18 protein-coding genes and 1 riboswitch are annotated in these 22,803 nt (G+C 50.8%); all 18 genes read left to right on the top strand.

Going from position 1 to position 22,803, the window contains the following annotated elements; all coding sequences use genetic code 11:
• Window positions 1-4: 4 nt before the first annotated feature.
• The 18 genes from ACT89M_RS26235 to ACT89M_RS26150 all read left to right on the top strand — a co-directional run bounded on the left by ACT89M_RS26235 (window position 5) and on the right by ACT89M_RS26150 (window position 22,248).
• A complete protein-coding gene (locus tag ACT89M_RS26235; RefSeq protein WP_186809706.1) occupies window positions 5-1,204 on the top strand; it encodes a Ger(x)C family spore germination protein in 1,200 nt (399 codons plus the stop codon).
• Entirely contained in the window at window positions 1,197-1,418 is a 222-nt protein-coding gene (locus tag ACT89M_RS26230; RefSeq protein ID WP_154890297.1) for a hypothetical protein, read from the top strand. The genes ACT89M_RS26235 and ACT89M_RS26230 overlap by 8 nt, the downstream gene beginning before the upstream one ends.
• Before the next feature lie 56 nt (window positions 1,419-1,474).
• Entirely contained in the window at window positions 1,475-2,755 is a 1,281-nt protein-coding gene (locus ACT89M_RS26225) for a GerAB/ArcD/ProY family transporter (protein WP_487344897.1), read from the top strand.
• Between the two features lie 130 nt (window positions 2,756-2,885).
• Window positions 2,886-3,716 (top strand): uroporphyrinogen-III synthase, encoded by an 831-nt coding sequence (locus tag ACT89M_RS26220; protein ID WP_154984465.1) that lies wholly within the window; start codon window positions 2,886-2,888, stop codon window positions 3,714-3,716.
• 227 nt (window positions 3,717-3,943) lie between these two features.
• A riboswitch (cobalamin riboswitch) is annotated at window positions 3,944-4,132 on the top strand.
• Window positions 4,133-4,470: 338 nt separating this feature from the next.
• On the top strand, window positions 4,471-6,408 hold the full coding sequence (cobJ, locus tag ACT89M_RS26215) for a precorrin-3B C(17)-methyltransferase (protein ID WP_308722677.1): 1,938 nt from the start codon (window positions 4,471-4,473) through the stop codon (window positions 6,406-6,408).
• Window positions 6,409-6,599: 191 nt separating this feature from the next.
• Entirely contained in the window at window positions 6,600-7,844 is a 1,245-nt protein-coding gene (locus ACT89M_RS26210) for a sirohydrochlorin chelatase (protein ID WP_487344896.1), read from the top strand.
• Complete coding sequence (gene cobK / locus ACT89M_RS26205; protein WP_487344895.1) at window positions 7,841-8,611, top strand: precorrin-6A reductase; 771 nt, start codon at window positions 7,841-7,843, stop codon at window positions 8,609-8,611. The genes ACT89M_RS26210 and cobK overlap by 4 nt, the downstream gene beginning before the upstream one ends.
• Window positions 8,612-8,692: 81 nt before the next feature.
• Window positions 8,693-9,340 carry a precorrin-8X methylmutase gene (locus ACT89M_RS26200; RefSeq protein ID WP_090924152.1) on the top strand — a complete coding sequence of 216 codons (648 nt, stop codon included), beginning with the start codon at window positions 8,693-8,695 and terminating at the stop codon, window positions 9,338-9,340.
• A 618-nt stretch (window positions 9,341-9,958) separates the two neighbouring features.
• Entirely contained in the window at window positions 9,959-11,113 is a 1,155-nt protein-coding gene (locus tag ACT89M_RS26195; protein WP_487344894.1) for a cobalt-precorrin-5B (C(1))-methyltransferase, read from the top strand.
• Entirely contained in the window at window positions 11,076-12,365 is a 1,290-nt protein-coding gene (cbiE, locus tag ACT89M_RS26190; protein ID WP_487344893.1) for a precorrin-6y C5,15-methyltransferase (decarboxylating) subunit CbiE, read from the top strand. Before ACT89M_RS26195 ends, cbiE begins: the two co-directional genes overlap by 38 nt.
• A 90-nt stretch (window positions 12,366-12,455) precedes the next feature.
• A complete protein-coding gene (gene cobI, locus ACT89M_RS26185; protein ID WP_251509290.1) occupies window positions 12,456-13,178 on the top strand; it encodes a precorrin-2 C(20)-methyltransferase in 723 nt (240 codons plus the stop codon).
• A complete protein-coding gene (gene cobM / locus ACT89M_RS26180) occupies window positions 13,175-13,972 on the top strand; it encodes a precorrin-4 C(11)-methyltransferase (RefSeq protein ID WP_487344892.1) in 798 nt (265 codons plus the stop codon). Before cobI ends, cobM begins: the two co-directional genes overlap by 4 nt.
• Window positions 13,965-15,053, top strand: a complete 1,089-nt coding sequence (locus ACT89M_RS26175) for a cobalt-precorrin 5A hydrolase (protein WP_308722683.1) — start codon at window positions 13,965-13,967, stop codon at window positions 15,051-15,053. Before cobM ends, ACT89M_RS26175 begins: the two co-directional genes overlap by 8 nt.
• 145 nt (window positions 15,054-15,198) lie before the next feature.
• Window positions 15,199-16,833, top strand: coding sequence for a cobyrinic acid a,c-diamide synthase CobB (locus ACT89M_RS26170; RefSeq protein WP_308722684.1), 1,635 nt, complete (start codon window positions 15,199-15,201; stop codon window positions 16,831-16,833).
• Between the two features lie 424 nt (window positions 16,834-17,257).
• Entirely contained in the window at window positions 17,258-17,896 is a 639-nt protein-coding gene (locus tag ACT89M_RS26165; RefSeq protein ID WP_308722685.1) for a ThuA domain-containing protein, read from the top strand.
• Window positions 17,897-17,969: 73 nt separating this feature from the next.
• On the top strand, window positions 17,970-18,353 hold the full coding sequence (locus ACT89M_RS26160; RefSeq protein ID WP_090924158.1) for a phasin family protein: 384 nt from the start codon (window positions 17,970-17,972) through the stop codon (window positions 18,351-18,353).
• On the top strand, window positions 18,354-20,024 hold the full coding sequence (locus tag ACT89M_RS26155; protein ID WP_308722687.1) for an ABC1 kinase family protein: 1,671 nt from the start codon (window positions 18,354-18,356) through the stop codon (window positions 20,022-20,024).
• 748 nt (window positions 20,025-20,772) lie between these two features.
• Window positions 20,773-22,248: a SulP family inorganic anion transporter gene (locus tag ACT89M_RS26150; protein WP_308722689.1), complete on the top strand. Its 1,476-nt coding sequence runs from the start codon at window positions 20,773-20,775 to the stop codon at window positions 22,246-22,248.
• Window positions 22,249-22,803: the final 555 nt, after the last annotated feature.

The following is a 22,803-nucleotide window of genomic DNA, read 5'->3' as shown; positions in this document are numbered from 1 at the left end:
TCCCATGCGGTTTCTTACCAAATATAGAGCTGTCATTTCGTTGATTTTGTGTACATCTCTGCTTACAGGTTGCTGGGATCGCGAAGAGATTAATGATGTCGCCTTTGTCATCGGTATTGCTGCTGATAAAGAAGGTGATGAATACCGATCCAGTCTGCAGATTGCCCTTCCTGGACAGTCTGGAGCCTCGGGAAGTGAAGGGGGCGGGGGCGGTACAAATGGTGACAAGCCATGGTTTATCCTCTCCAACACGGATCGAACTTTACGCGGGACTACGCTTAAGGGTCAGAAGTCACTCTCTCGCCGTATTTATTATGCACATCGCCGTACCATCCTTATTGGGGAAGAACTGGCACGTGACGGTGTTGCCCCGATGCTAGATCTGTTCACCCGATATCCCCTAAATCGGTTATCGGCACTTCCTGTTGTCACCAGAGGTGAGGCACACAAGGTCATGGACACGGATGCGCCGATTGAGAAGTTCCCTTCGGAGATGGTACGAGAACTATGTTTTCTTAATATGAGGAATCCAAGATCCCTTAAAACGTTTATAGACTCCATTCTAGACGAAGGGGTTGATCCTTTTCTGCCGATCGCATCCGTTTCGGACAGTGTACCTGAGGGTTGGAAAGGTGCTGTGACCAATATCAAACTGGACGGCTTGGCTATTTTCAAAAAAGACAAGTTGGTGGGCATGATGGACAAGGCCCCTGCTGATGCATTAATTCTTGCCATGGGTGAAGCTAATGAACCCGAGGTCATGATTAAAGCTCCGCGCGGCAAAGGAGATATGTTTATCAAGTTAAACGAGAACAATTCCTCCCTTCATCCCAAGATTGTGAATGGCAAAGTGAGTGTGACCATTCAGATGTATGCCAAGGGAGTGCTTGTGGACAATGAATCGGATTATGGTGACAGGCGCGAGAAGGAAATTTTAAATTTGAATGAAGCCGTACACCGGAAGATCAAAGAGGATATTGAGGAAGGTGTAAGGCTGGTTCAGAAGAAATTCAAAGCGGACATTATCGGCATCGGCCGTTCCATCCATAGGCAGTTACCCAAGGAATGGGACAAGATTAAAGATCGTTGGGAGTTTCTCTATCCGGAGGTTCAAGTAACTGTGGACCCGCATGTCATTATTGAGAATGTCGGTGTTGTCAATAAACCGATTGGAGTCGTAGAGGAGGACATCATACATGATTAAACCGCTGCTGTTTACCTATCTGGCAATGGTAATCGGGGTGCTGATTATGGATTTCAGGCATCTGAAACAAGCGGCCCCCATTAATCGCTGGCTGTCTTATGGAATCATTGCGCTTGGAACAGGCCTCTGGTTCTACGTTACGGCGCTGAACAAAACCGTATTCCTATCGGTATGGATGAGTCATATTATTCAACGTCTGCTACCAATGCCTTGAGGATGTGGCATATGTAATCTTGATATGCAAGAAACAGGTACGGAAGGAGGGGCAGGATGATTCAGAAGGTAACGCACAGGCAAATGATCTTGATGCTCATGCTGCTTAGTATTACGGGGACACTGCTACAACCTCATGCACAAGCCATTTATTATGCAGAACAGCACGCCTATCTTTGTTACATACCCGTTGTTCTGATTATGTTTACATCGATGTGGGTGCTCAGCCGTGTCCAGCGGCGTTTTCCGGACAAGGATCTGTTTGAATCGTTAGTGACACGATTTCCCTTTCTGGGAAGATTAGCCGGATTGATGTACATCGCGTTTTTCTTCTTTGTATTTGCGAGAGATATCCGGCTAACGGGGGATTATGTGAGTATCACATTGCTGGAAACAACTCCAATCTCGATTATCGTGCTCTCTCTGCTTGTCATGGCTATATTTATCGTGCGGGGAGGATTAGGCTCCCTGATTGGCATGGTGGAGTTATATGTAGCGCTTTTTTTGTTAAACTCCATCATTGTGCCGTTTATGCTAATTCAGCAGATCAATATGGATAACCTGAAGCCCTATTTCGATGTTGACCTGGCGGGTGTGGGCAGGGGGAGCTGGTATCTCTTTTCGTTTTATGGAGAGATGATTTTTCTGCCCTTTATCGTAAGGGGAAGTGATTTTCGAGTAAAGTCCATCGTTACAGGCAACGTCGTCACGGGACTGCTTATGATGCTTATTGTAATAGAAACGATCACCTCCATCGGTGTACCCATTGCTTCAAGACTTGTATATCCATCGTATGAGCTGGCAAGACAGCTGCAGATTAGTGACTTTCTAGATCGATTCGATCTGGCGCTTGCGGCAGCAACTTTGCCTTGTATTATTACCAAGATTGCGTTTGACCTGTATTTAGTGTGCTGGGGATTGAAACGCATGATTCCCAAAGTGTCTGGTAAAGTACTGACCGGACCCATTGCGTTGCTGGGTTTTGTATGTGCGTTCTGGTTTTTCCGCAATGCGATCCAACTGAATCGATTTACACGGGAATGGACATGGGTTGCCATTGTATTTGAGGTGCTGTTTCCAATCGTATTCTTTCTATTTCTTCGTCCGCGCAAAAAGGAGGCTGGGCATGCACCGAACTCTGAATCGGGAGAGAGGGCCTCGAGAGGCAAACAGCAGGAAGGTGAACAGAAGCAGGAGCAGGCATCTGATGAATCAGATTATTCTGAAGGGAATACGGAAGGCAAGTCAGAAGAGAAATCTGGTGATAAGTCAGCGGAAAAGTCTATAGAGAAAAAAGGTAAACCATCACATGGCGGCGGTAATCTGCAGCCTTCCTGATGAAAATCATAAAAAATTGTTATAGCTTGAGAGCCTGGAAAGCAAGCAAGCATGGTTTCCCTCCGCAGAAGTACCCTGTATACTGTAGTCAGATTGACGAACTTTCGGCTTAATAACGGGGGGAACATGAATGGCTCAACATTTGGCAGGGGTACGTGTGGCATTAACCGGACCGAGAAAGTCCAAAGAGATGTCTCTATTGGTAGAGAAAATGGGCGGAATCCCGCTTGTGCGTCCAGCACAAGGCACGGTGTTTCTGGATGATCGTAACATTCGGGACGGACTGGTCTCCTGGATTTCTGATCCGCCGGATTGGGCAGTGTTCACGACGGGCATGGGACTGGATGCTTTGTTCGACATGGCTGAGGACATGGATGTAGCCGGACAACTTCGGAATGTCTTGGCTGAATCGTGTATTGCAGCCCGAGGGTACAAAACGGTAAATGCGTTAAAAAAGCTGAAGCTAACACCTCTGGTACGAGATGATGACGGCAGTACAGACGGACTGATTCGTGAATTTGGCTCGCATGATCTTACAGGCAAAAAGGTGATGTTACAGCTGCATGGGGAAACGGCTCCCAAGCTGGTTCGATGGTTAGAAGAACAAGAAGCTGTTGTGCGGCAGGTATTGCCGTATCGTCACGTACCGCCAGAAGAGACAGAGCTGGAGCAACTGCTGAACGAAGTAATTCAGCATAAGTTAGATGCAGTGGCCTTTACAAGTGGGCCGCAGGTTCGGTTTTTGACGGAATATGCGACATCTCAAGGTAAGCTGGAGGAGATGCTGACAGCCTTCAAAGAAGGGGTAGTCCCAGCCTCTGTTGGTAAAGTTACGGCGAATGCGATGCGTGAGGAAGGTATTGAAGCGCTGGTTGTACCAGACGAAGAGAAGATGGGAGCGCTCATCGTTGAACTGGGACGTTATTTTGCCGCGAATCCGGTGGGTGTCCGGGAAGATTAATAAAGAGAGCATTCACAGGGCAAGAGTAGCTGTATGAAGAATAGCAGACGCAATTCGTATACAGAGGTATTAAGTTTAGAAGGAATCACATCAGTTATATGGATGGATATATAAAGGTTCTGATCCGTTATCGGATCGGGACCTTTTTTTCATTTTTATCCAAAATTAATGTTTAGGACAATCTTGAGAAGCGTGGACATTATTTCCTGACCGATGGTATGATGAAGACAATATGAAAGCAGCAAGGTGCTCTTGCATAAAGCAAGAGGTAACAGGGAATCGGGTGCAAGTCCCGAGCGGTCCCGCCACTGTAATGGTAAAGCGTTTTCCATGAAAGTCACTCGGTATACCGGGGAAGACAGGAAAGAACGCTAATGATCCAGAGCCAGGAGACCTACCTTGCATGTGTCACCAAACCCTTCGCGGAAAGGAGTGGTGTACGATAAGTTCGGGAAAGGGACAAACCGTGGTTTGTCTTGTGAGGCTCTATATGGGCTATTCTGGCTGCTTGTAATTCCTTATTATGGAATAATACAGGCCAGGTTTCCTGAGTGTAAGTACATGCGTATCTCATCCGTGATTAGGATGGGATTTTTTTGTTTTTTCGGACAGGAACGAAGTTGCCGAGTTGAGCAGAAGAAATGATGTTTTACAGGGCTATAAACGAGAGAGACACATCTGTATCGGGGAACTTTTGGGATAAACAAGGTTGGGGCATTAATCGTATGACAAGTGGAGTGAGGGGGAAAACGGGATGCAAAAGCAAGGCAAGTTGCTGATCATCGGTTTCGGTCCAGGTGCGATGGAGCACATAACGAAACGGGCGCTGGATGCATTGCAGGAAAGCGAGGTCATCATTGGATATAACACCTATGTGGATCTGATCCGGCCTTTGTTGAATGGACAAGCCATTGTGCGTACAGGCATGACAGAGGAAGTCAGTCGGGCACAGGAAGCGGTAAGACAAGCGGAAGCAGGCCACATTGTTGCCGTAATCTCCAGTGGGGATGCCGGGGTATACGGTATGGCGGGGCTTGTATATGAGGTGCTGATCGAGCAAGGCTGGAAGCCAGATACAGGCGTAGCTGTCGAGGTTATTCCTGGCGTGTCCGCTATTCAATCGTGTGCGTCCTTGCTTGGTGCGCCGGTTATGCATGACGCGTGTACGATCAGCCTCAGCGACCATCTGACACCTTGGGAAACGATCATTCGCCGGGTTGAAGCGGCAGCGGCGGCTGATTTTGTCATTGCTTTGTATAATCCACGCAGTGGACGGCGTACACGCCAGATTGTAGAGACGCAGGAGATGTTGCTGCGTTACCGTGATCCGAAGACACCGGTTGGCCTGGTCAAGAGTGCGTACCGGGAACGCCAAGACGTGGTCATGACCACGCTGGAAGATATGCTGAATTACGATATCGGTATGTTAACGACCGTGATTATCGGCAATTCCTCGACCATGATGTACGAAGGACTCATGGTCACCCCGCGCGGATATCAGCGGAAATATACGCTGAACTCCGCGGAACAGCCGCTCAGACCTCACGAGCGGCTACGCACCGAAGCCGAGCCATGGTCGCTCGGCGCACGGGAAGCCCGCGCTGCCGCCTCCGGCGAGGCAGCGGGCAATGGCACGGCCCGCGATGCGCAGGCCGCCCCACCGGCGGAGCCAGCCCTGCGCGGCGCCAGCGCCGGAGCGGGCACGGCTCCGCAAGGGCAGCCGCCCGCAAGCGCATGGGCGGCCACCCCGCCTGCGGTAAGCCCGGCGAGCGGTGCTGGCACCGCCGTGCTTACCGCAGAGCGGCCCGCGTCCGCGGCGGCAGAGGCCGCACCGCGCGCTGCCGTTGCGGCGCCACGCGCCGGCGCAGCCGAGCTTGCCGCCGAGGCGCTGACGCGGCTCGCGGCAGGCGGTGCGCTCGCCGGCGAAGCGGCAAGCCGCTGGCTGGACGCTACGGCGTCAGGCCCGGCAGCCGCAGGCGCGCAGGACGCAAGCAGCGCAGCGGTGCTTGGCGCAGCCGCTGCTGTGCCCGTGCCCGGGCGCAAGGCGCCGCTCTTTGAGATCGGCGTGTCGCCTGGCGTGGGCAACAAAAAGTTCACCGCCGCTCAGATGGCCCTGCTGGCGCAGTGCGCGAGTGAGGATGGCGAACTTGAGTATACGCCGGAGCACCAGATTATTCTGAGAGTGCCGACGTTTGAGCCGGACGCGCTGGTAGACGAGCTACGCGCAGCGAACTTTATCGTAGTGCCGATTGGGGATGTGATCAAAGTCAAAGCCTGTGACTTCTGCAACCTGGAGAAGGACGACGCAGTGCCGATGGCTAACCATTTGCAGGACGTGATCGGTGGATTGTCTGCTCCGAAGGAAACGAGCGTAGCGTTAAACGGTTGCGGTATGGCTTGTTACGGGGCAGTGCTGGAGGATATCGGCATCGTTTATCGCAAAGGCGGTTACGATCTGTTCCTTGGCGGTAAAAAGTTCGGCCGCAATGCACATCCGGCTCAGCCTGTAGCAGAGGGCATTCCGGGTGATCAGATCGGTGGCATTGTGGAACGCATTGTCGCGGAGTACAAGGAAAAAGGTCATCCGAACGAACGTTTCCACAAGTTTTTCAAACGTGTAGGAGTCATTCAAGGCTTCCGTCATGTGGATGCGCCAGTCACTGTTGAAGTGAATCCGGTATGCGGTGACTAAAACACGAAACGATAATCTAAATACAATTCGGCTGAAACCCAGCTGATTGAGATAGATACAACATGTACAGCTGAATCAATACAGAACTAGAAATAGAAATAGATCAAACCTTTCTTCCTTGGAACCGAGAGGAGAGCCTTACGAATATGAGAAATCTGATCTGTGGATCGGACAGAGGAGGAAATACGAAGATGGATGCAATTTTGTTGGTGGGACACGGGAGCCGTGATCCCGAGGGGAACCGCGAGTTAAAGGAGTTTGCACGTGAAGTCGCTGAGCAAGCACCGGAGGACACACTGGTCGAAACCTGTTTTCTGGAATTAACCAGACCGAGTATTGCGGATGGAGTTACCGCTTGTGTAGATCGAGGCGCGACCCGCGTCGTACTCGTACCGATTATTTTATTTGCAGCGGGTCATGCCAAGATTGATATTCCGAATGCGATTGATCGTGCCAAAGCGCGTTATCCGCAAGTGCAGTTTATCTATGGACGTCCGATTGGTGTGCATGAAAAAGTCGTGCAAATTATGCAAACTCGTCTGCAAGAGGCGCAGCCTGTACGCATCGCAGCTCAAGGTGAAGGTGGAACAGATACAGCAGTTGCAGTGGCTGCCCCGCCTGCTACGGTGACCGATGAAGAGACCGCTGTACTTGTACTTGGACGGGGAAGCAGTGACCCGGATGCCAACAGTGACTTTTTCAAAATGACCCGTATGCTGTGGGAGAAGTTGCCGTACAGATGGGCAGAAAGTAGCTTTATCGGCGTAACCCAGCCTTCTTTCCCGGATGGATTGGAACGTTGCCTCTTGCTTGGTGCGAAAAAAATTATTGTCATGCCGTATTTCCTCTTTACCGGTGTACTGATTAAACGCATTGATGAGATGACGGCCGAATTTGCAGCCGTACATCCCGACATTCAAGTCGAAATCGGTGGTTATTTCGGCTTCCATCCGAAGCTGGTCGAGCTGGTGTTGGAACGTGCGCACGAGGGGCTATATGGAAGGGTTACAGCCAACTGTGACAACTGCCAGTTCCGCCTTGAAGCGGCCAAACACCATCATCACCATCACGACCACGACCATGGGCATGACCACGATCACGACCATGATCATCACCATGACCACCATCACCATGATCATCACGATCACGGACATGACCACGGGCACGATCACCACCATCATGAGCACGATCATCACGATCATAGTCATGACCACGAGCATTCCGAGCACGCTGCGGAGGCTGCATCTACTCGTGAGGCAACACTTGATTTCCATCATGACCATGACGAAGAGTTGCATCACTCGCACCATGAGCACGAAGGACATCGGAGCAGCCAGCAACACGATTTAGAAGCAACAGCAGGAGATATACAGCAGCACGCATCTTCTTCTCAGGCACAAGTGGCATCAACTTCCGAGCAGGTGAAGCGTTCATGATTCTTATGTTATGCGGTACAAGCGATGCACGCGAACTTGCGATCCGAATCCAGCAACAAGGACATAACGTCCTGACGTCGGTTGTGACCGAAAGTGCAGCCCAAAGTCTGACCGAAGCCGGTTTACCAGTGCGGACAGGCCGATTGACCGTAGAGGCGATGGTGAAACTGATTCTTGAAAATAATACCCCTGTCCTTGTGGATGCGAGCCATCCTTTTGCCGAAGAAGCCCATGCGAATGCTATGGAAGCCGCGAAACAAGCGAACATTCCTTACATTCGTTACGAACGAACGGGGCTTGCTTATGATGACCATGAACTATTACATGTCGTGTCATCTTATGATGAGGCAGCACTCAAAGCCAAAGAGCTGAAAGGTTCTGTCATGCTGACAACAGGCAGCAAAACGCTGCAAATCTTCACCAAGCACCTGCTCGGTGATCCGGATATACGACTTGTTGCACGCATGCTCCCCCGTCTCGACAATATGGAGAAATGCGGTGAGCTGGGTGTAGAGCAACGCAATATTATTGCGATGCAAGGACCTTTTTCCCGAGAAATGAATGAGGCACTTTACAAGCACTATGCAACAACGGTGATGGTCACCAAGGAAAGCGGTAAAACCGGAGCCGTGGATGAGAAAATCCAGTCTGCACTGGAGCTGGGCATTCATGTTGTGCTGATCTCACGTCCAGAGGCGGAGTTTGGCACGGTGTTTGATCATTTTGATGGTGTACTGGACGAGCTGAAAAGTATTTTGGGGAAATAATCTCCCCGATAGGCTTAATTTGAATAACGCAACTTTGAACGGCTTTATTGTAAATATCGAAAGAAGAATGGAGTGATTCGGGTGGATTTTAAGACGGAATTTAAACCGCTGACCGTGCAACCTCAGGAAATTGAAGGTAAGAGCTTTGAGATGATTACGGAGGAACTGGGGGAGCACCCGTTTACCGATGAGCAGTATCCAGTCGTACAGCGTGTGATTCACGCTTCGGCTGATTTTGAACTGGGCCGTAGTATGGTGTTTCACCCGGATGCGATCCAGGCAGGGATTGCGGCGCTACGTGCAGGTCAGTCAGTCATTGCCGATGTGCAGATGATTCAGGCGGGTGTGAGCAAGGATCGTATTCGCGGTTTTGGCGGCGATGTACATGTACATATATCCGATCCAGATGTGATGGAAGAGGCCAAACGCCTCAACACCACTCGTGCCATCATCTCGACGCGCAAAGCAACCCAAATGTATGACGGGGGCATCTACGCCATCGGTAACGCGCCAACGGCGCTGCTGGAATTGATTCGTCTTGTCAAAGAGGGCGAGGCCAAGCCGGGGCTGATCATCGGCATGCCGGTAGGTTTTGTATCTGCGGCCGAGTCCAAGGACGAGCTACGCAAGCTGGACATTCCTTTTATTACCAACATCGGTCGAAAAGGTGGCAGCACCATCGTCGTGGCAGCACTTAACGCAATCTCGTTGATGGCTGTAAAGGCATAGAGCGGGTACTAAGGCGGTTTGCCTCGCTCGACCAGTGAGGTCAAACGAAATCTACCTGATCTGATTTAAGTCTGGTTAGCGAGCCGTGCCGAATCCTAATGAGAACTGGAAGAGTCTTCACTAAGGGCCATGTCCGAATCTGTTAAAGTCCAGCAACTTCTAACGATCACCAGGAAGCTTATTTTGCGTGAAATCACCCTTTTGAAATTCTAACGATCCTGAGGAACGTTATTTCGCTCAAAACCACCCAAAAGCGCTGGAAATCGCACTGTTTTAGTGAAATAGCGTCTCCTGAGATCGTTAGAATTCCAGCGAGGGCATATTAGGCCAAATAACGTTATCTGTGATCGTTAGCGCTCAGTCGTGAGTGTGTGGGTGTTAAGTAAATGAGACGCTTAGCGTGCGAGTCACCAGAGATGGGGATTCCGCTCCGGTAACTTCTAACGATCACTAGGGGTTAGTGTACAGTTACTAGCACCGCAGTTGTTGAGTAAAACTAAAAATCAATGTATCCACAATCCATACAAGACCAAACAACAATGAACAATCAAAATCAACCAACAATCAACATAAGCGCACGAACAAACTAGCATATAGAAGGACGGGAGGTTCAAAGCCATGGAAAAGAAACGCATGAAAAGCGGAGAAGCACCGGACCCGGATAAACCGATGCGTTCCGGCTTTACGACCGGTGCGTGTGCGACAGCCGTTGCCAAAGGAGCGACGCAGTTCCTGTTAACGGGTCATATCCCTGCGCAAGCCGTGGTTTCCTTGCCCGCCGGCTTTGACCACTCGTTCGAGCTGATCGAGCAGGAACTGATGACGGACGGTACGGCGACCTGTGCCACGATCAAAGACGCCGGGGATGACCCGGACGCCACACATTTGGCGAAAATCATTGCGCATGTGTCTTGGCGGGACGAGCCGGGGGTAGAGCTGGATGGCGGCATTGGTGTGGGGCGTGTTACGAAGCCAGGATTGCCCGTGCCTGTTGGGGAAGCGGCCATTAATCCCGTGCCGCGCCGCATGATTACCGAAGCGGTGACACAGGTACTTGCGGAATATGGGGCCGCCAGGGGAGTGCGGGTCGTGATTAGCGTACCGGACGGCGAAGAGATCGCGAAGAAAACGCTCAATGCGCGGCTTGGCATTCTTGGCGGTATATCCATTTTAGGCACACGCGGCGTGGTCGTTCCGTTCTCTACTTCAGCGTACAAAGCCAGTGTAGTACAGGCGATTTCCGTTGCTCAGGCTTCCGGTTGTGAGCATATTGTGCTGACAACAGGAGGCAGCAGTGAGAAGTATGCCATGAAAATGATGCCCGAACTGCCGGAAGAAGCCTTTATTCAGATGGGTGACTTTGTCGGCTTTGCGATCAAACACGGGAAACGGCTGGGCATGAAACGCATCAGTCTGGTCGGGATGCCGGGCAAATTCGCCAAAGTGGCTCAAGGGGTCATGATGGTGCACTCCAAAAGTGCGCCGGTGGATTTTGGATTTCTTGCGTCCGTGGCTCGCGAGACCGGAGCTGGCGATGAACTGGCGCAAGCGATCGAGGAAGCCAACACGGCGACTCAGGTAGCAGATATGATGACCGAAGCGGGATATTTGCCTTATTTTGAAAAGTTATGCTTATACGCCTGTCAGCACTGTCTGGAACATGCGGGGGGCGGCGTAACGGTGGAAGTGGTGCTCGTCACCATGAAAGGAATGGAACTGGGGAGGGCGGAAATCAGTGAACTCGAACATAACAACTGGAGCAAAGAATCGTAACATCCGCATTATTGGCGTAGGCGAAGAAGGCGCGGCGGGGCTGACGGCAGACAGTCTACAACTCATTCAGGAGGCCGATGTGCTGGTAGGCGGCGAACGTCTGTTGCAATTTTTCCCGTCGTTTGCGGGAGAGAAGATTGTGATCAAGAGCAGTTTGAATGACCTCGTTGCGAAAATAAAAGCGTTGCAGGACTCGCACACCATCGTTGTGCTTGCCTCAGGAGACCCGCTGTTTTACGGCATCGCCGGATATTTCGCGCGCAAACTCGGCCCGGATCAGCTGGATATCCGGCCTAATCTCAGCTCGCTGCAGCTGGCATTCGCAAGGCTTGGCGAGAGCTGGCACGACGCCGTGCTTGAAAGCGTGCACGGTCGCCCCCTCAAAGGTCTAGCCCAGCGCATCGATGGCAAAGCCAAAGTCGCGCTGCTCACGGACGAGCATAACAGCCCCGCTGCGATCGGGGCGTATCTGCAACAGTTCGGCATGACGGAGTACGATGCCTACGTTGCGGAAAACCTGGGCGCGGCAGACGAGCGTGCCCGCCACTACACCCTGGACGAGCTGGCAGCGGCTGAGTGCAGCCCGCTGAACGTCGTCATTTTGTTGCGCCGTAAAGATGCACCGGCGCCGCGCAAAGGCTTCGGGTTTGCAGATGAAGAATTCCATCAGCGCAAACCCGAGAAGGGCCTCATCACCAAGCGTGAAGTCCGCGCGTTCAGCTTATCTGAGCTGAAACTGGGCGAGGACAGCATCGTGTGGGATATCGGCGCAGGTTCCGGTTCGGTGGCGGTGGAGTGCACGCGGCTGGCGCCGCGAGGCCAGGTCTTCGCCATCGAAAAGAACGAAGGTGACCTCGTGAACATCGAGGCCAACCGGATCAAATTCCGGACGGATTTTACCGTCCTTCATGCCAAAGCGCCAGCGGGGCTGGACGAACTACCGGGTCCCGATGCGGTGTTCATTGGCGGCAGCGGCGGTGAACTTGCGCAGCTGATCGCCTTGTGTGCGTCCCGGCTGCGCCCCGAGGGACGCATCGTGGTGAATGCAGCGACTATCGAAACGCTGCATGACAGCATGAAGGCGATGCGCGATGCAGGCATGGATGCCTCCGTGACTTTGCTGCAGACGGCGCGGAGCAAGCCGATCCTGAACATGACCCGTTTTGACGGACTGAACCCGATCTATGTCATTACAGGTCAATTTATTGCAGGAGCAGAAGCGGAAGCCGAAACAGCGAACGGAGCGGAATAGTTTGCAGAGAATGAAAAGGGGGAGAGCAGCATCAGCACAACAACAGGAAACATCAACAGTACCGGAATTCACACGGAAAGTTCAAAGAGCATGACAGGAGCCGGAGTTACCGTTGGCACATTATATGGCGTCGGTGTCGGTCCGGGAGACCCGGAGCTGATTACGGTCAAAGCATACCGGATGATTCGCGAATGCCCGGTGGTCGCCTACCCGAAGAAACGCAAGGGTGGTAAATCCTACGCCCACGAAATTGTTGAATTATATGTGAATCCAGAGGAGAAAGAGATGCTGGGGCTGATCTTTCCGATGACCAAAGACCCGGTCGTACTAGAGCGGGAGTGGGGAAAAACCGTGGAAGCGTGCTGGGAAGCTTTAAAGGATGGCAAAGATGTAGCGTTCGTGACGGAAGGTGATCCGAACTTATACAGTACATTTATCCACCTTGCACGTCTCATGCGTGAACTTCATCCTGAAGTGCCGATTAGCTCGATTCCGGGCATATCCTCCGTGCTTGGTGCGGCGGCAGCGCTGGATATCCATCTGGCAGATGGAGATGAGCAGGTTGGCATTATTCCGGCTACAGCGGATAAAGAAGCGATGAGGCAGGCGATTGAGCATCACGATACGATTGTGTTTATTAAGGTGGCAAAGGTGCTGGACCCGATGCTGGAGCTGCTGGAGGAGATGGGACTTGGCGGCAAAGCGTCGGTGGTCACCAAAGTCACTTCTCCTTATGAATTGGTCTGGCGTGACGCCCGTGAACTGAAAGGGCAGGAGCTGGAATATTTAAGCCTGATGGTGGTGAGCAAATGAAAACATTGGAACCGAAAGTGTACATTGTTGGTGCAGGCCCGGGAGATCCTGAGCTGATTACGGTAAAAGGTTCGAATATTTTGAAAAATGCCGACCTCGTTCTGTACACGGATTCCCTCGTGAATGACGAACTGATTGCGACTGCCAAACCCGAAGCCGAGGTGTTGCAAAGCTCCGGCATGGATTTGGAACAGCAGGTCGAACTGATGTGCACAGCGGTTCGTGCAGGACGCAGCGTAGCACGTGTACATACGGGTGATCCAGCGATGTATGGTGCCATTTTGGAACAGATGGTTTTGTTGAAACAACAGGGCGTGGAGTACGAGATTATTCCAGGCGTTAGCTCGGTATTTGCTTCGGCAGCGGCGCTGGGAGCGGAGCTGACTGTGCCGGAACTGACGCAGACCGTCATCCTGACACGTGCGGAAGGACGCACCCCTGTGCCTGAACGGGAGAAGCTGCGCGATTTGGCCTCGCATCACTGTACGGTGGCGCTCTTCCTAAGTGCAACATTGGCAAAAAAAGTCGTGGTGGAATTCCTTGCCGCAGGCTGGAGCGAAGATACACCAGTGGCGGTAGTGCAGCGAGCAACATGGCCGGATCAGAAAATTGTGCGTACCACGCTGGCTAATCTGGCTGCGGATCTGCGTGCCGCAGGCATTACGATGCATGCGATGATTCTGGCAGGCTGGGCGCTTGATCCTGATCTGGTGAACCGGGATGCTCACCGTTCCAAACTGTACGACAAATCCTTCACCCACGGCTATCGCAAGGGAGTGAAGTTCGGTGAGTAATCCGTTTGCTGCTGTAGCCATTACGAAGCACGGCGTGGAGATGGTGCGCAACCTCGAAGGACAGTTTCAGGGTACAGACGTCTATTATATGAGCAAATTTGCCCGTGGCGATGAGGAACAACTTGGATATGCCCTGTTTGAAGGTTCGGTGAAGCTGATTCTGCCAGACCTGTTCAAACGTTACAACGGCATCATTCTGTTTATCTCGCTGGGTGCCGTCGTCCGTATGATTGCTCCGCTGCTGGTGGACAAAAAAGTCGATCCTGCCGTGCTGGTCATCGATGACCGCGGCGAGAACGTGATCAGCGTGTTATCCGGTCATCTTGGCGGTGCCAATGAACTCACGCGTCAAGTGGCGGAAGTGCTTGGTGCACGTGCAGTCATTACGACGGCTTCGGATGTGCAGGGCACGATTCCGGTGGATATGTTTGGTCGTGAACTGGGCTGGATCGTGGACAGCTTTGATAAAGCAACCCCGGTAAGTGCGGCGGTGGTCAACGAAGAGCCGGTGGCACTGATTCAAGAGACAGGCGAACGCAACTGGTGGCGGTATAACAAACCTGTACCGGATCACATTCAGGTCTTCGGCAGTATGCAGGAGACGGAATCGTTTGCGTTTAACGCTGCACTGGTGGTCAGTGACCGTCTGCTTTCGGCGGCGGAAGAGGAACGTTTTCTAACGAATGGTGTGTTGTATCGTCCGAAGAGCCTCGTGCTCGGCATGGGCTGCAATCGCGGAACGGCGATGGAGGAGTTGGAGCAGGAAGTGCTTGCCACGCTGGAAGAGCTGTCCCTGTCCGTGAAGAGCGTGCGCAACGTGGCTACGATTGATCTGAAAAAAGATGAGGAAGGCCTGCTGGCTCTATGTGCTAAGTACGGCTGGGAACTCGTCACTTACACTCCAGAGGAACTGAATACGGTTCAACTTGCCAATCCGTCCGAGACGGTATTTAAATACACCGGAGCCTATGGCGTAAGTGAACCGGCGGCGCTGCTCTCTTCGGGAGCTGATCATTGGCTGCTGGAAAAGAAAAAGAGCGGCAACTTGACGATCTCTGTCGCACGGGTTGCGTTTGATTAAGCTAGGGTTCGTGTGATTGGGAAGCATCTTATGTATTTACACATAAAAAGTAGTTGTTACAACCTCATGTAAAGGACCGTCCCAGCCGTTGAAACCGATATGGGATGGTCTATTTGTTATATGTAAAGCAAAGGCGGGATGAACGATGAACTCAAAAAATGTAACGTCCAATAACCAAAGTGCACCTCGGCTGATCATCGCAGGTACGGGGAGTGGGGCTGGCAAAACAACGGTAACGCTCGGTCTAATGAAGGTACTCGCCCAGCGAGGATTGAGTGTTCAGGGGTTCAAATGCGGTCCGGATTATATTGATCCAACGTATCATACGGCAGTGACGGGCAGACCTTCGCGTAATCTGGATGCATGGATGACTTCGCCTGCATATGTGAAGCAGACATTTCAGCGGGCTTCCGCAGGACATGATATTTCCATCATTGAAGGCGTGATGGGCCTCTACGATGGCAAAGATCCGCTCAGCAACATCGGCTCTACCGCCGAGATCGCGATGATTACGCAGACACCGGTGATTTTGGTTGTCGATGTACGGAGTATGGCGCGCAGTGCAGCGGCTATCGTACTGGGCTTTCAGCATCTGGAGCCTGAATTAAACATTGCTGGTGTGATTGTAAATCGGTGCGGAAGTGCGGGTCATTATACAATTGTGAAAAAAGCCATTGAGCAAATGTGCGGTATTCCGGTCGTCGGTTGGCTGAAAAGGGATGAAGACATGTCGATCCCCGAGAGACATCTTGGACTCGTTCCTGCCATTGAGCGTGGTGAACTGGAACCTTTATTTCAGCGGGCAGCCGATGTGTTGCTGGAAGGCACGGATATGGATCTTCTGCTGGAGCTGGCAACAAGTGCTCCCCCGCTCTCGGTGCATTCCACCATTCTAGCTGGCTCAACGAATGTCATCCCGAGTAACACAGCTCATGTGGCTGATACTGCTCGTACTAGCGATACATTGAATATATCTAGTGATACAGAAATGGCTCTCATTAGCGACAAAACTAATACTAACGATATGGCTAACGCAACCGATATCACTAACATTGCCCGTTTAGCCAGCGTAAAAGACGCGGAGTATGTAGCCCAACACGCGGCTCTTCACATCCACAGCAAGCCGGATACGTACCAGCCTGTTATTGCCGTCGCTCGTGATGCGGCATTTAATTTCTATTATCCCGATAACCTGGAACTGCTTGAAGCGGCTGGGGCAAGGCTGAAGTATTTCAGTCCACTCGCTGGTGAAGGCATCCCGGCTAAGGCGGATAGTATTTATCTGGGTGGTGGTTTCCCTGAAGAGTTTGCCGCGGTGATTGCCGGAAACGAGCGTTTTCTGGAAGGGCTCCGCGAAGCAGCTCGTTCCCAGATGCCGCTGTTTGCGGAGTGCGGCGGCTATATGGTACTGGCCGAAACGCTCACGGATCGTGAAGGGCGGACATATCCCATGGCAGGTATTATTCCTGCGCAGGTACAGATGCAGAAGAAACGAGCTGCACTGGGATACCGGGAGGCGAGTGCGGTTCAGGATTCCTTTTTGCTAAAACAGGGTGAAGTTCTACGGGGGCATGAATTCCATTACTCCATGATGACGTACCGCGAAGAAGGAGCCATTCCATACGCGTATGAGACGAAGGGGTTAAGGGGTTCGAAGCAGGAGGGATACGCGGCGGGCAGTATCGTAGCTGGATACACACATGTACACCTCGGTTCTGATCCGCAAGCCGCACAGCGATGGGTGGAGCATTGTCGACTGTACCGCGAGCACCAAGCTTAGTTCAAGTGTAGCATCCGTGTGCAATGATCGTGCTCAGAAGTGCTCAGAACGAACGTACTTAACTTATCCATATGCGGAAGGGCTTGAATTCGTTTTGAACCTCCTGAGACTTTGGTCGTGAAGTTGGGTGTTGGACTGCACAATTAAAGGTTTTTAGTGAAACATGTGGAATGTGTTAGGGATGGGGTGTGTTGTGACAGGGAGACGGTGAGTCCAAGCTGAATCTGGATGATATGGATATGCCAATCCGTTATACGGCTATACTAGGAAGTATTGTGAGATGGGAACATCTTATTCGAAACCTAAGTGGAAGAGATGAAGAAACACCACGGTAGTCGATTTTATAAAGCGTGGTTAATTTATAGGATATGGAGTGTGCAGACGAATCTAAACGAATAACATCAGAAGAAAGGAGATGATTATAATGGATCATCGCAAAAAGGCACTTTTAATTGGAGATTATACACATCCGGACTGGCATCCGCTACAGGGGGTAGACGGGGAGATTAGCCGGATTTTTCAAGATACGATTACAGTTCAATGTAGTGAAAATCGCAACATGTTGCTTCATGAAAATATTTCGGGATTTGATGTATGTATCTCATACATGGACGATTGGAGAGGCAAAGTCTCCCCGCAGCAGACAGCAGGTCTGTTGTCTTATGTAAGTAACGGGGGCGGGCTGGTCATCTTACATAATGGAATCTCGCTTCAGAACCGAAATGAGATCAAACAGATGATTGGCGCCAAATTTCTCCATCACCCGCCATATGCGCCGCTGGAGTTCATGGTGACGGAAGAGAGCCATCCTGTGACGGAGGGCATTTCCGGTTTTACGATGGAAGAAGAACCATATGAATTTGAGTTTGGTTCATTTACCGAGACTAAAATTTTGCTACACTATCAGTCTAAAGAGGGGCCGAAACCGGCAGCATGGGCACATAAGTATGGACTCGGGCGGATTGTTTATCTGATGCCTGGGCATTCAGTTCCATCCTTTGCGAATGAAACATATCGTCGATTAGTTTTGCAAGCGGGAAAATGGGCAGCGCGGTACGTGTAAGGAAACTCTCCTTTTTGCATGTCGAGGTTTAACAGGTGTAATATATAGACAACCGAAGAGGAGGATGAATAAGATGAGCGATTTGTTCAAGAAGGCGTTCTCGTTAGGGCTTGGTCTTACGTTAGTTAGCAAAGAAAAGATTGAGAAAACCGTGGATGATCTGGTGGAGCGCGGGAAGCTTGCACCTGGAGAATCCAAAGCGTTTGTTGAACGATTGTTGGAGCGCGGGGAAGAAGAGCAAGGCCAGCTGAAACGTGTCATTCAGGAGCAGGTCAAACGTGTGCTTCAGGAAGCTGGCGTGGCATCCGAAAGTGACGTAACCAGTTTGGAACAGCGTGTTGCCGTTTTGGAAAAAAAGCTGGCCGAGCAGAATCAGACACCTCAACTTCAACTTGATGAATCCCCGGCTCCGGTTGTCGAAGATTCTCCTCCTCTCAAAGGAAACGAGATCGAATAGATGGCTGTGCGGATCAAACATGTCGGCAGATACCGGGAAATTGCCATGGCGTTGGTGCGTCATGGCTTCGGGTATATGGTCGAGGAGTTGGGTTTATTCCAGCTACTCGCGCTGCCCAGACGGTGGATGTCGCGTGAAGCGCAACCTTCCAAAACGTTAAGTGAACGGATCAGGCTGGTGTTGCAGGAGCTGGGGCCGGCTTTTGTGAAGCTGGGGCAACTTGCAAGCACAAGGGCAGATCTATTACCTGAATCGGTGATTCGTGAATTGGTCAAATTACAGGATCAGGTTCCGCCGTTCTCGTCAGAGACGGCACGGGGTATTTTGGAACAGGAATTGGATACACCGCTGGAAGAGATCTTTTCCCGGTTCGAGGATACCCCGGTGGCCGCGGCCAGTATTGGTCAGGTGCATCTGGGCAAACTTCAGAGCGGAGAGGCGGTAGCGATCAAAATCCAGCGCCCCGGCATATCGCGGATTGTGCAGCGCGATCTGGACATTCTGCGAGAACTGACTGCGATGGCGGAGAAACGTTGGGATTGGGTGAAACAATACCAGATTCCGCAGATGGTAGAAGAGTATGCCCAAGCTCTGATGGCTGAGCTCGATTATACGGTGGAAGGTCGCAATACGGAGAAGATTGCACAGCAATATCAGCAGGACCCTAAAGTGAAAATTCCGGTAATCTACTGGGATCAGACCTCATCACGTGTATTGACCATGGAGTATATCGAGGGCATTAAGCTGAATAATCGGGATGAACTGGTGAAGCGTGGTCATGATCTGAACAATATTGCCGAGCGGCTGGTGGATGCGTTGCTCAATCAGATTTTTATGCATGGCTTCTTCCATGCCGATCCGCATCCTGGTAATCTGATGGTGCTGAAGGACGGGAGACTGGCTTTCATCGACTTCGGTATGGTGGGCAGTCTGAGTGATGAGATGAAGCAGCAGCTTGCCTCGCTTATTATCGGGCTGATGCGTAAGGATACGGATAGTATGATCCGTGCGATTGAGAAGCTCGGTATGATGCCGGATGACATGGACGCGCGCGCCCTTCATGTGGATTTGGACAAACTTCGAACGAAATATTACGATATCCCTTTTTCCAAAATCAGTGTAGGACAGGCGCTCAATGATCTGTTTGGCATTGCCCAGAAACATAGGGTTGTCATGCCCGCAGATATACTGTTGATGGGCAAATCCTTGCTGACGATGGAGGGGGTCATTGAACATCTAGATCCTACTTTGAGCATTGTGGATATGGCAGAGCCGTTCGGGCGAAAGCTGCTCAAGGAACGTTTTAGTGCGGGTCGGATCAAAAATCGGCTGTTTCGCAGTGCGGCAGATATGGCCGAAAGTGTCATTGGTTTGCCGGGACAGCTACGGCAGTTGTCCTCCATCATCAGCAAAGGCAAGCTGCGACTGGAGATCAGCGTTCCCGAATTAGAGTCGCTCATGCGCAGACTGGATCAGATCAGCAATCGTTTATCGTTCAGCATTGTGCTGCTCGCCTTCTGTATCATCATGGTAGGACTTATTATCGGTTCTTCGATTAGTCACCAATCCACGATGCTATGGGATATTCCGGTGATTGAGATTGGTTTTCTCGTGGCGATCCTCATGGTGGCATTTCTGCTGTACTCGATTTTTAAATCGGGCAGGTTTTAAGCCGGAAGTTCAAGCTTTTATAATAATGAAGTTAGCAAACGAACGCCAAAAAGTGATTGCTTGACAATAGGTATAACTTACCATAACCATAACCTGTAAATGCCAAAATAGACTGCAAGGCCTTTTATTAAAGGGCTTTGCGGTTTTTTTTGATGAGCAGAGATAAAGAGAGTTAAATCTAGAAGAATGAAGATAATAGGGGATAAGCACCTGTTTTTGCGATATTACAGTGTTCGTACATATGTATGTCTGTAACTATAATATTAAGTCAGTAGATTAACGGCCCCGGTTTTTCTGAGAGAGGAAAACTAACAACAGGCATTGCTCTGTTTATCCAGCAAATATAGTTGAGATTAGTTGGTGAGAAGAGATGCCGTAAGCAAGAAAGACAGTTGAATGGTAACGGAAGTGGTCAGTACATGCTGGAACGGCAACGACATGATGATTATGAGACGGTGTTTGCAGTTGAATCAAGGCATTAGATCATCATGCACTTAGGGACAAGTAGACTAGCAATAGACAGGTTAAGGGCGCGGTATGCTTTTAGGCATTACCATGAGCAGGCGAAGAGTCAGGCATAATAGTAGTTTTTTTCTACGAAGACTTATCCATTATTTTAGTTGTTTGCAGACTTTCCACTGTCGTTTTTATGGGTCCCAAGGTGAGAAATTGGACGTGCACGACTCCCGTTATTCTTCAGCAGGTTCGTTAATTTGAGGGACAAATCTAGGAGGCAAAGCAACAACATATGAATACGTTAAAACAACAGTGGTTTGGCAATATCCGCGGAGACGTGCTCGCAGGCATCACGGTAGCTCTGGCGTTGATTCCAGAAGCGATTGCGTTCTCCATCATTGCAGGTGTAGATCCGATGGTTGGGTTATACGCGTCGATTACGATAGCGATCGTCATTTCGATTGCGGGCGGCAGACCGGGCATGATCTCGGCAGCAACAGGAGCTATGGCGGTATTGATGGTAGGGCTTGTCAAGGATTATGGCGTGGAGTATCTTTTTGCGGCGACCATCCTGACGGGCATCATTCAGTTTATTTTAGGCATATTTAAAGTAGGACGATTTATTACGTTCGTGCCGCATTCGGTGTTGACCGGATTTGTGAATGCACTAGCGATTCTGATCTTTATGGCGCAACTCACCCACTTTACGGGAGCGAACTGGATCATGTATGTGATGGTGGCGGGAACACTGGCTATCATCTATATTTTGCCGCGTTTTTTCAAAGGGGCTCCGGCACCGCTTGTAGCGATTATTATCATGACTATTATTACAGTGGTCTTTCATCTCGATGTTAAAACGGTAGGTCAGATGGGCAATCTGACGAGCACATTGCCGATGTTCCATCTGCCGAATATTGCGTGGACATGGGATACATTGATGATTCTGCTTCCTTATTCGTTTACGATGGCACTTGTCGGTTTGCTGGAGTCACTTTTGACCGCAACCATTGTGGATGAGATGACGGAAACCAAAAGTAGCAAAAACCGCGAGGTGCGTGGTCAGGGGATTGCGAACTTTGTGAACGGGCTATTTGGTGGTATGGGTGGCTGTGCGATGATCGGACAGTCCGTCATCAATGTGAAGTCAGGCGGACGCGGCAGGCTGTCGACATTTACGGCAGGTGCGTTCCTGGCGATTTTATTGTTGCTCCTGAGTGGTGTGGTGAAGCAGGTACCGATGGGTGCGCTGGTTGGCGTGATGTTTATGGTGTGTATTGGTACGTTTGACTGGAGTTCTGTGAAAAATATAGCTCGCGTGCCACGCGCTGAAGCGATCGTTATGGTGGTGACGGTAGCGATCGTTGTTTACACGCATGATCTGTCGCTTGGTGTAATGGTTGGCGTCGTGCTCAGTGTGCTGCACTTCGGCTGGAAACAGACCAAAATTCGCGTCCAGTCTAGCGAGGAGCAAGGACAGAAAGTGTATCGTGTACATGGGCCGTTCTTCTTCGGTTCCTCGTCCCATTTCGTGGACAAATTCGATGCGGAAGCCGATCCGCAGGACATCACCATTGACTTTGGAGGCTCGCATATCTGGGACAACACTGCGGTTGTGGCGATTGGCAAAGTAAAATTCAAATACGCCAAGCTTGGTAAAACCGTGCATTTGCGTGGATTAAACGAGGAAAGCTCCCGATTGCTGGAGCGCAGCGGATTTAAGGCTTCTGATGCGGGTACCGTCCCGGAGACGGGCGGACACGGAGCATAAGGCTGAAGTAAAGCGTAAAGCTCATGTAAGGCTCGGGTAAGGCGTAAAGTTAAAGCGAAGTGTAAAGTTCAAGTAAGGCGTAACGTTTAAGTAACTTGTTCCAAAATGGTATTGGTATTGGTATTGGTATCTGAACGTTACAACATCAACAGGTGGCAACTAAGTTAGAAATAGCGGACTGCGATGCGAACGAATATAGGCTATAGATAACGCTAGACAGTATTAATATGCAGCGGTCTCCTTGCGGTGTGTGCCGGGGGAGCCGCTTTTTTTGTAGCTGTGAGCGCTAACGATCAGGAGAGAGCTTATTTAGCCCAATTTGGGCCATTTTCATTTCTAACGATCACCAGAGACGCTATTTTACTGATTTCACTACTTTTTGTGAGAATTCTCGTGATTTTTGACGAAATAAGCTTCCTGGTGATCGTTAGAATTCAGCCAAGGCATAATTCGAGCAAATAAGCTCTGTGGTGATCGTTAGGACTTTCGTGGTTGGTGTCACAGTAGTTGGTGTAGCTTGATTTACGAAAAACAAACCTTGTTGTTCCGTACTCC

The sequence above is a fragment of the Paenibacillus sp. NN59 genome (assembly GCF_057597225.1).
Note: the sequence above shows the minus strand (reverse complement) of the source record. Positions and strands in the feature narration are given on the sequence as shown.